7 protein-coding genes and 1 pseudogene are annotated in these 9,957 nt (G+C 61.6%); all 8 read right to left on the bottom strand.

Going from position 1 to position 9,957, the window contains the following annotated elements; genetic code table 11:
* Positions 1 to 761 (bottom strand): annotated as a pseudogene (locus tag ACIPZE_RS28290) (PCRF domain-containing protein); the annotation flags it as partial.
* Between the two features lie 209 nt (positions 762 to 970).
* Positions 971 to 1,972, bottom strand: a complete 1,002-nt coding sequence (locus ACIPZE_RS28285; RefSeq protein WP_129389685.1) for a diguanylate cyclase domain-containing protein — start codon at positions 1,970 to 1,972, stop codon at positions 971 to 973.
* Between the two features lie 48 nt (positions 1,973 to 2,020).
* Complete coding sequence (locus tag ACIPZE_RS28280; protein WP_129389682.1) at positions 2,021 to 3,031, bottom strand: chemotaxis response regulator protein-glutamate methylesterase; 1,011 nt, start codon at positions 3,029 to 3,031, stop codon at positions 2,021 to 2,023.
* Positions 3,028 to 5,319: a hybrid sensor histidine kinase/response regulator gene (locus ACIPZE_RS28275; protein WP_400776707.1), complete on the bottom strand. Its 2,292-nt coding sequence runs from the start codon at positions 5,317 to 5,319 to the stop codon at positions 3,028 to 3,030. Before ACIPZE_RS28275 ends, ACIPZE_RS28280 begins: the two co-directional genes overlap by 4 nt.
* On the bottom strand, positions 5,316 to 5,999 hold the full coding sequence (locus tag ACIPZE_RS28270; protein ID WP_129389676.1) for a chemotaxis protein CheW: 684 nt from the start codon (positions 5,997 to 5,999) through the stop codon (positions 5,316 to 5,318). The genes ACIPZE_RS28275 and ACIPZE_RS28270 overlap by 4 nt, the downstream gene beginning before the upstream one ends.
* Positions 5,996 to 7,267 (bottom strand): CheR family methyltransferase, encoded by a 1,272-nt coding sequence (locus ACIPZE_RS28265; protein ID WP_400776704.1) that lies wholly within the window; start codon positions 7,265 to 7,267, stop codon positions 5,996 to 5,998. Before ACIPZE_RS28265 ends, ACIPZE_RS28270 begins: the two co-directional genes overlap by 4 nt.
* Positions 7,264 to 7,800 (bottom strand): chemotaxis protein CheW, encoded by a 537-nt coding sequence (locus ACIPZE_RS28260; RefSeq protein ID WP_400776702.1) that lies wholly within the window; start codon positions 7,798 to 7,800, stop codon positions 7,264 to 7,266. The genes ACIPZE_RS28265 and ACIPZE_RS28260 overlap by 4 nt, the downstream gene beginning before the upstream one ends.
* On the bottom strand, positions 7,800 to 9,422 hold the full coding sequence (locus ACIPZE_RS28255) for a methyl-accepting chemotaxis protein (RefSeq protein WP_283437552.1): 1,623 nt from the start codon (positions 9,420 to 9,422) through the stop codon (positions 7,800 to 7,802). The genes ACIPZE_RS28260 and ACIPZE_RS28255 overlap by 1 nt, the downstream gene beginning before the upstream one ends.
* Positions 9,423 to 9,957: the final 535 nt, after the last annotated feature.

Raw genomic sequence — 9,957 nt, 5'->3', positions numbered from 1 at the left:
TTACGTGCTGACCACCGGCACCGGAGGAACGATAGGTGTCGATCCGCAGGTCTGCCGGGTTGATTTCGATTTCGACCTTGTCGTCGATCTCTGGCGAGACGAACACTGCGGAGAACGAGGTGTGGCGACGGTTGCCGGAGTCGAACGGGCTCTTGCGCACCAGACGGTGTACGCCGATCTCGGTACGCAGCCAGCCAAAGGCGTATTCGCCCTTGATGTGCACGGTCGCACCTTTGATACCAGCGACTTCACCGGCCGACAGCTCCATGATGGTCGCGTCGAAACCGCGTTTATCCGCCCAGCGCAGGTACATGCGCAGGAGGATGTTGGCCCAGTCCTGGGCTTCGGTGCCGCCGGAACCGGCCTGGATGTCCAGGTAGGCGTTGTTCGGGTCCATTTCATGGCTGAACATGCGGCGGAATTCCAGCTTGGCCAGATTTTCCTCGAGACGGGCCAGCTCGGCGACGACATCGCCCACTGCGCCTTCGTCGTTCTCTTCGACGGCCATGTCCAGCAGATCGCGGCAATCGGCCAGGCCGGCGTTCAGTTCATCGAGGGTATCGACGATCTGCGCCAGCGCCGAACGCTCGCGGCCCAGCTCCTGGGCGTATTCAGGTTTGTTCCAGACGCTCGGATCTTCAAGCTCGCGATTGACTTCAGTCAGACGCTCATGCTTTTGATCGTAGTCAAAGATACCCCCGAATAGTTTCGGAGCGCTCGGACAGGTCCTTGATGGTGTTCAGGATCGGGTTGATTTCCATGACGGGCAGCACTCGTTGGCGAACTTTTGAAAGCCGGCGAGTATAACGTAATCAGGCTGTCACGGCAGCCCGTCTGGCGGCTGTGGGGGCGATTCACCTTACACATTTCACCTGTAGGAGCTGCCGAAGGCTGCGATCTTTTGACTTTGATTTTAAAAACAGATCAAAAGATCGCAGCCTGCGGCAGCTCCGACAGGGGATTGCGGTGGTTATTCGATGCCGACCTGGTTGCGGCCGTTGTTCTTGGCCAGGTACAGGCCACGATCCGCCGCCGAGATCAACAAGCGGCAATCGCTGCCCGACTGCGGCACCATGGTTGCCAGGCCGATGCTGATGGTCAGGCTCGCGCCGTCACCCGGGGTGTTGTGCGGGATTTTCAGCGAGGCCACGGTCTGGCGCAGTTTCTCCGCCACCAGCCGCGCGCCGCCCGGCGAGGTGTTCGGCAGCACCAGCGCAAACTCTTCACCACCGTAGCGCGCCGGCAGGTCAGAAGGTCGCGCGCTGGCGTCGCGGATCGCCGTGGCGACCTTGCGCAGCGCCTCGTCGCCTTCAACATGGCCGAAGCTGTCGTTGTACGGCTTGAAGTAATCGACATCGATCATCAGCAGTGACAACTGGCTCTGATCGCGCAGCGAGCGGCGCCATTCCAGTTCAAGGTATTCGTCGAAGTGGCGGCGATTGGACAACCCGGTCAGGCCATCTGAGTTCATCAGCCGTTGCAGCACCAAATTGGTGTCGAGCAACTGCTGCTGACTGACCCGCAACGCACGGTATGCAGCATCGCGTTGCAGCAGGGTCATGTACGAGCGCGAGTGATAGCGGATGCGCGCCACCAGTTCGATGGTGTCCGGCAGTTTCACCAGATAATCGTTGGCCCCGGCGGAGAACGCCGCGCTCTTGATCAGCGGGTCTTCCTTGGTCGACAGGACGATGATCGGAATGTCCTTGGTCGCCGGATGATTGCGGTATTCGCGCACCAGGCTCAGGCCGTCGAGGCCGGGCATCACCAGATCCTGAAGAATCACCGTCGGTTTGATCCGCACCGCTTGGGCAATGGCCTGATGCGGGTCGGAGCAGAAGTGGAAGTCGATGTTCTCTTCATTCGACAGCCCACGGCGCACGGCTTCGCCGATCATCGCCTGATCGTCCACCAACAACACCATGGCGGCGTTTTCGTCGGTTTTAATGTCGTCGATCTGTAAGTCAGTCATGGGCGGTCACCTGAGTACTGCGGGGGCCAGGATTGCGGATAAATCGGTTCATTTGGGGAAAATCTCCTGCAATCGTGGCGCTATCTTTTCCAATGGACGGATTTCCACGGCGGCATCAATGGCTGCTGCAGCCTTGGGCATGCCGTACACCGCACTGCTTTGCTGATCCTGCGCGATGGTCAGGTAACCCTGTTGGCGCATGAGCTTAAGCCCTTGCGCGCCGTCGCGTCCCATCCCGGTCAATAAAACCCCGACGGCGTCGCCATTCCAATAACTGGCGACACTTTCGAAAAATACGTCGATGGAGGGTCGGTAGATCTCGTTGACCGGCTCGGCGGTGTAGGCCAGCGTGCCGTTCTTGAGTAACCGAATATGATGATTGGTGCCGGCCAGCAGCACGGCGCCGGCTTGCGGTGGCTCGCCTTCGCGGGCCAGCCGTACATCAAGGCCGCTGGCGCTGGCCAGCCATTCGGCCATGCCGGCGGCGAACACCTGATCAACGTGCTGCACCAGCACAATCGCCGCCGAGAAGTCCCGGGGCAGGCCCTTGAGCAACACCTCAAGCGCTGCGGGCCCGCCGGCAGACGAGCCGATCGCCACCAGTCGCTTGCACGATGCCGAACTGCGCTGGGGCGTCGGCGTCGGTCGCGAGCGCGGTGCCTTGTCGCCGATCAGCCAGCCGATATTGAGGATCTTGCGCAGCAACGGCGCCGCCGCTTCCTGCGCATTGCCGGCGCCGAGTGCCGGGGTATCGACCACATCCAGCGCGCCGTGGCCCATGGCTTCGAACACGCGATGGACGTTCTGCTGACGGTCGACGGTCACGATGACGATCGCGCACGGGGTTTCGGCCATGATCCGGCGGGTGGCTTCGACGCCGTCCATCACCGGCATGATCAGATCCATGAGGATCAGGTCGGGGGTGTTCTCGGCGCACAGTTGCACCGCCTCGGCGCCGTTGCGAGCGACCCAGACCACCTGATGCGCCGGCTCGAAGGCCAATGCACGACGCAGGGCCTCCACCGCCATTGGCATGTCGTTGACGATTGCGATCTTCATGCCCGCGCTCCTCCGATGAGCTCGACCACTGCGTCGAGCAGGGCGTCGTCATGAAAACTGGCTTTGGCTAAATAATAGTCCGCCCCGGCGTCGAGACCACGGCGGCGATCCTCTTCACGATCCTTGTACGACACGACCATCACCGGCAGCGATTGCAGACGGTTGTCGCGACGCAACAGGGTGACCAGCTCGATGCCGTCCATGCGCGGCATGTCGATGTCGGTGATGAGCAAATCGAAGTCCTCCGAACGCAGCGCGTTCCAGCCGTCCATACCGTCCACCGCCACCGCGACGTCGTAGCCGCGATTGAGCAGCAGCTTGCGTTGCAGCTCGCGCACGGTCAGCGAATCGTCAACCACCAGCACGCGTTTGCGCGCAGCCTCGGCGGCCTGATTGCCGTGACGGGCGATGCGCTCGAGGCGACCGGTATTGAGTAGCTTATCCACCGAACGCAGCATGTCTTCGACGTCGACGATCAGCACCACCGAGCCATCGTCGAGCAACGCGCCGGCTGAGATATCCTGCACTTTGCCCAGACGTTCATCGAGTGGCAATACCACCAAAGTGCGTTCGCCAATGAAGCGCTCGACCGCCACGCCGTAAATCGCATCGCGCTCGCGAATCACCACGACTTTCAGGGTTTCGCCGCTGTTCTGGCTGGCCGGGCGGTTGAGCAACTGACTGGCCGCGACCAACCCGACATGCCGGCCTTCATGCCAGAAATGCTGGCGACCTTCGACCTGGACAATGTCTTCAGGCTCCAGATCGCACATGCGTTCAATGTGCGCCAGCGGGAACGCATAAGCCTCTTCGCCGACTTCCACCACCAGACTGCGCACCACCGACAACGTCAGCGGCACTTCGAGATGGAAGCGACTGCCCTCGCCCGCCGCCTGTTCCAGCACCACGGCACCGCGCAACTGGCGAACCATGTGTTGAACGGCATCGAGACCCACGCCCCGGCCAGAGACTTCGGTGACCGTGTCGCGCAGGCTGAAACCGGGCAGGAACAGGAAGGTCAGCAGTTCTTCCTCGCTCAACTGCGCCGCCGTTTCGGCTGGGGATAACTGCCGTTCGACGATGCTGCGGCGGACCTTTTCCAGATCGACACCGTTACCGTCATCGCTCAATTCCAGCACCAACAGACCGGCCTGGTGCGAGGCGCGCAGGCGGATCAGGCCCTCTTCGGGTTTACCTTTGAGCAGACGTTGCTCCGGGGTTTCGATGCCATGATCGACGGCATTGCGCAGCAAGTGAGTCAGCGGCGCTTCGAGTTTCTCCAGTACGTCACGGTCGACCTGAGTCTTCTCGCCTTCGATTTCCAGGCGCACTTGTTTGCCGAGGCTGCGGCCCAGATCGCGAACCATGCGCACCTGCCCGCTGAGTACATCGGCAAACGGCCGCATGCGACAGGCCAGCGCGGTGTCGTAAAGCACCTGCGCGCGTTGACTGGCCTGCCAGGCGAATTCATCCAGCTCGGCGTTTTTCTCGCTGAGCAATTGTTGCGACTCGGCGAGCAAACGCCGCGCATCTTCGAGGGCTTCCAGCGCCTCAAGGCTCAGCGCGTGCTCCTTGAGGTGCACGTTGAGATTTTCCAGCGCGCGCAGACCGTTGTTCTGCATGCGCTTGAGGCGCTGCATGGTTGCCAGGTGCGGCTTGAGGCGCTGGGTTTCCACCAGCGATTTGCTCGACAGGTCGAGCAGGCTGTTGAGGCGTTCAGCGGTAACGCGCAAGACCCGTTCGCCACCTTCAGTGGTGCGTCTGTTTTTCCGTGGCGGCGGTTCTGGCGTCTCCACCGGTAGTTCTAGAGATTGCCCCGGTGCTGCCGGCGTTGGTTCGACTCGCGGCGCTTGCAACTGCAATTCGGCCATGACCGGCGCAGTGACGGCAGGCGGCGACGATGGATCAAGCAACTGCGCCATCAACGCCACATACGCTTCGATGTCAGCCGGTTGCGGAGCATTCGCTGGCGTCGCAATGCGCATGAGCAAATCGGTGCCCTGCAACAACGCATCGATGTGTTCCGGGCGCAGCAACAAGCGCCCTTCCTGCGCGCTGACCAGGCAATCTTCCATGACATGGGCGACGCTGACGCCACTGTCGATGCCGACAATTCGCGCCGCGCCCTTGAGCGAATGCGCCGCACGCATGCACGATTCGAGTTGATCGGCCTGGGTCGGATTGCGCTCCAGCGCCAGCAGCCCGGCGCTGAGCACCTGCGTCTGGGCTTCGGCTTCAAGGCTGAACAGCTCCAGCAGCGAGGCGTCGCGCATTTGCTCGGGGGTCATGTGAGGCTCCGGGTCACGGCAGACAACAGCTGTTCTTCATCCAGCCAACGCAGGCTGCGACCGCGAAATTGCAGGACGCCACGGGTGTACTTGGCACTGGCCTGGGCGCCGGATTGCGACGCGGCGTCAAGGATTCGCTCATCGATGGCATGAATGCCGTAAACCTCATCCACCGGCACCACCACCGGCCCGCCATGGGCAGCGATGATCAACATGCGCGGCATGATGCGCCCGCTGACAGCTGGAGCGGCGCTGGCATCCAGATCCAGCAATTCCACCAGCGACAGGCACGCCACCAGCGCGCCACGCACATTCGCCACCCCCAGCAAGGCGCGCGAACGCTGATGCGGTAACGAGTGAATCGCCTGCAACGGCGCGACTTCCACCAAGCTGCGCGTCGCCAATCCAAGCCACTCTTCACCGAGACGGAACATCAGCAGCGAACGGGTTTTGACATCGGTTTCGACCGCGATCGCCACCGGGTCGCGCTCGTCCTGCTGCAACGAATAGCGATCGAGCAAGCGCGTCGCCGCTGCGGAATACACCGAGCAGTTGCGGCAATGAATATGTTCTTCGAGCAGCGGGCAGGACTTGTCGCCGTGGATGCCAATACGGTTCCAGCAATCGTCGATGGCCTGGGCGTCTTCATGGGTGACGTTCAAGGTGTCGGCCGAAATCATCGTTTACGCTCACTGTCAGCGGTGCGCCCGCTGCGGGCGGCGCGCTCCTGCAATCGTCTGGCACCGGCGCTGTCGCCCTGGGCCTGGAGCAAAGCCGCGAGGTGCATCAGCGCTTCCGGGTGTTGCGGTTCGAGGTACAGCGCCTTGCGGTAGAAACCCTGGGCTTCGAGGGTCAGGCCGGCGACGTCGCTGAGCAGTCCCAGCCAGTAAAACACTTGAGCCACTGGTTCGTGGCTGCGCAAATACTGCTCGCACGCGGCACGCGCTTCGGCGCTTTTGCCTTCATTGGCCAGTGCCGCGATGTTCGCCAGCAAGGTCGCGGCGTCCGGATTCGCGCTGGTGCGGGTGGTCGGCAACGCGGTCACTGGCGCAAATGGCCGTTGGCGCACGGGCGGTGGCGGCGTGCTGCGTATCGGTTGGCTGACTGGCAACGGAATCGGCTTGGGCACTGGCAGTGGTTCAGGTTGCGGGTCGCTGTGACGACTGAACGCGAACGACTGCGGGATCCCGATCGAGCGCATGCCCAAACGGCCGAGCAGACTGCCCTCGGCGGGGCCGATAAACAGCACGCCGTCGACATGCGTCAGGCGTTTGAGCACTTCGAACACTTGCTTCTGCGTGGGCTGGTCGAAATAGATCAGCAGGTTGCGGCAGAACACGAAATCGAAAGGCGGTTCGCTGGCCAGAAGCGCCGGATCAAGCACATTGCCGACTTGCAGACGCACCTGCTCACGGACATTTTCGTTGACCCGATGGCCGTCCTGCTCGGCGCAAAAATGCCGCTCGCGATAGTCCAGATCCTGACCGCGAAACGAGTTCTTGCCGTACAACCCGCGCCGGGCCTTTTCCACCGACAGCGGGCTGACGTCCATGCCATCGACCTTGAACTGATGCGGCTTGAGCCCGGCATCGAGCAACGCCATGGCAATCGAATAGGGTTCTTCGCCGGTGGAACACGGCAGGCTGAGAATGCGCAGCGCGCGCATGTTGTTCAGCTCGGTGAGGCGATTGCGCGCCAGTTTACCGAGCGTGGCGAACGATTCCGGGTAACGGAAAAACCACGTCTCGGGGACGATGACTGCTTCGATCAGCGCTTGCTGCTCATCCCGTGACCCCTGCAACAACTGCCAATATTCATCGGCATGCGCCGCTTGCGAGAGTGTCGTGCGCTGACGCACCGCGCGCTCGATGATCGCCGGGCCGACCGAGGTGACATCGAGGCCGATGCGCTCCTTGAGAAAGTCGAAAAAGCGCTGATCGCTGCTCATGGCTGTTCCTCAAGCTGCGCCGGATCCCGTGGCGGCTGCGGGAGCAGCAAGGCGCGCACCGCGTCATCGAGCAAGTCATTAACCCGCACCCATTGCACCAGTCCCTGCGCGTCTTCACGCACCGGGCCGAGGTAAGGCGTCTGCCGATTGTCGAGACCGTAGGGCTGAAAATCCTGCGGATTGCAGCGCAAGGTGTCGGTGGCCTGCTCCAGAATCAGCCCGAGCCATTGCACCGGCCGCGCATCGTCGGGCTGGTAATTCACCAGCACCAGACGCGTGCTGGTGCGCGCTTGCGCGGGTTCACCGAACGTCAGCGCACTGAGGTCGATCACTGGCACCACCACACCGCGATAAGCAAATACCCCGGCGACCCACTGCGGCGCCCGCGCAATCGGCTTCAACGGCAGGCGCGGCAGCACTTCCGCGACTTCGGTGGCGCGCAAGGCGTAACGCTCGCTACCGATGCGAAACAGCAGGAACAACGCCTGCTTCGCCAGCGGTGCGGCGTTGCGTTTGGCGATGATTTCGCTCATCAGACTTTGAATCGCGAAACGCCGCTGCGCAGCCCGACGGCCACCTGGCTCAGTTCGTCGATGGCGAAACTGGCCTGGCGCAGCGACTCGACAGTCTGGCTGCTGGCATCGCCCAACTGCACCAGCGCATGGTTGATCTGCTCGGCGCCGGTGGCCTGCGCCTGCATGCCTTCGTTGACCATCAACACGCGCGGCGCCAGCGCCTGCACCTGATGGATGATCTGCGACAGCTGCTCGCCAACCTGCTGCACTTCGGACATGCCACGGCGCACTTCTTCGGAAAACTTGTCCATGCCCATCACACCCGCCGACACCGCCGACTGGATCTCGCGGACCATTTGTTCGATGTCGTAGGTAGCGACCGCGGTCTGATCCGCCAGACGTCGCACTTCAGTGGCGACCACGGCAAAACCGCGACCGTACTCACCGGCCTTCTCCGCTTCGATCGCGGCGTTGAGCGAGAGCAGGTTGGTCTGGTCGGCGACTTTGACGATGGTCACCACCACCTGATTGATGTTGCCGGCCTTCTCGTTGAGAATCGCCAGTTTGGCGTTGACCAGATCCGCCGCGCCCATCACCGAGTGCATGGTGTCTTCCATGCGCGCCAGGCCTTGCTGGCCGGAACCGGCGAGAACAGAGGCCTGATCGGCAGCGGTGGAGACTTCGGTCATGGTGCGGACCAGATCGCGCGACGTGGCGGCGATCTCGCGGGACGTTGCACCGATTTCGGTGGTGGTCGCCGCCGTTTCAGTGGCGGTGGCTTGTTGTTGCTTGGAGGTTGCAGCGATCTCGGTTACCGAGGTGGTCACCTGCACCGACGAGCGTTGCGCCTGGGATACCAGCGAAGTCAGCTCGGTCATCATGTCGTTGAAGCCGGTTTCCACCGCGTTGAATTCATCTTTGCGGTCGAGGCTCAGGCGGGTGCTGAGGTCGCCGGTGCGCATGGTTTCGAGAATCCGCACGATCAGGTTCATCGGCGCCATGATCGCGCGCATCAGCAGGAACCCGCAGGCTGCCGCCGCCAGCACCGCGACCAGCAATGAAATACCCATGCTGACTTTCGCGGCGGCGACCGCATCATCAATGTTGTTCATGGCCTCATCTGCGACGGCTTTGTTCTCGCGAATGATGTCGTTGAGTTTCATCCGGCCGGCGGTCCAGGCCGGAGTCAGCTGTTCGTTGAACAACTTCGCCGCCTCATCCTCCTGGTTGCGCTGATACAGATCGAGCACCTGCGTCTGAATCTTGTTGTAGTTGAGGACGTCTTGCTTGAAGACGGCGAATTCGGCCTTGTCCTCATCAGTGGTGACAGTGCTTTGATAGTTGCCCATCTGCTCTTCGAGACGCGCCTCGAAGGCTTTGAAATCCGCCGCGTCCTCGGCGCTGATGCCCTGGCCTTTTTTCAGGCCGAGCAATTCCTGGGTCTGCAGGTAACTGTCGACCCAGGCGCTGCGAATCATCGAGCTGAAATACACGCCGGGCACGGCGTCCTGGCGCACGCTCTGCTCGCCGGCCTCGATTTTCAGCAACCGCGAATAAGAGACGACGACCATCAACAGCATGATGGCGATAATCACCGCAAAGCTCGCCAAAATGCGTTGGCGCAACGTCCAGTTCTTCACAGTGATTCCTCGTGCCTAGGTCGAAATGCGGGGAGTATAGCCGAGGGCGGTGTTTCATTTATAAGACGCTTTTTAACCCTCGGGCCCATCCGACCCGTTTGGCGGAAGGCTCTGGGACTGGACTGTCGGTTAATTCGGGGTTGGCGTACCAGTGGGGTAATGGCAAAAAGGGGCGATGGATTGATCATTTCCGGGCTTTCCATTTCGGCAAGATGCTGGCAATGCGCCTTGATGCGCAACTTCTTGCGCACTTGTTCGCCGATTTTCGCCTCTTGAATCGCTACAGCCCCCATGGCCCGGGGCCTGTGGCCAAGTGCGCAACTTCTTGCACACCACTGCGCAAGAAGTTGCGCACTTTTAGCCTAAAACCAGCATGAAACATATTGAAACATGCACTTTTCGGCTGTTTGGCCCCGTGTTTTCGGGAATTAGAGCAAAGCTGGCACGTTCCTTGATAACAGTCAGGCACCCACCGGGCGATTTCGCCCCGGGCACCCTAAATTTATCCGCAAGGAGAGCACCCCATGGCAACACC

It is taken from the genome of Pseudomonas sp. NPDC089741, from assembly GCF_044748825.1.
In the GTDB taxonomy this organism is placed as follows: Bacteria; Pseudomonadota; Gammaproteobacteria; order Pseudomonadales; family Pseudomonadaceae; genus Aquipseudomonas; species Aquipseudomonas helmanticensis.
This window is presented reverse-complemented; position numbering and strand designations above follow the sequence as displayed.

Coding starts and splice junctions, on each gene's coding strand:
- ACIPZE_RS28285 (WP_129389685.1), bottom strand. CDS start 1,972: ATGACTGACTTACAGATCGACGACATTAAAACCGACGAAAACGCCGCC.
- ACIPZE_RS28280 (WP_129389682.1), bottom strand. CDS start 3,031: ATGAAGATCGCAATCGTCAACGACATGCCAATGGCGGTGGAGGCCCTG.
- ACIPZE_RS28275 (WP_400776707.1), bottom strand. CDS start 5,319: ATGACCCCCGAGCAAATGCGCGACGCCTCGCTGCTGGAGCTGTTCAGC.
- ACIPZE_RS28270 (WP_129389676.1), bottom strand. CDS start 5,999: ATGATTTCGGCCGACACCTTGAACGTCACCCATGAAGACGCCCAGGCC.
- ACIPZE_RS28265 (WP_400776704.1), bottom strand. CDS start 7,267: ATGAGCAGCGATCAGCGCTTTTTCGACTTTCTCAAGGAGCGCATCGGC.
- ACIPZE_RS28260 (WP_400776702.1), bottom strand. CDS start 7,800: ATGAGCGAAATCATCGCCAAACGCAACGCCGCACCGCTGGCGAAGCAG.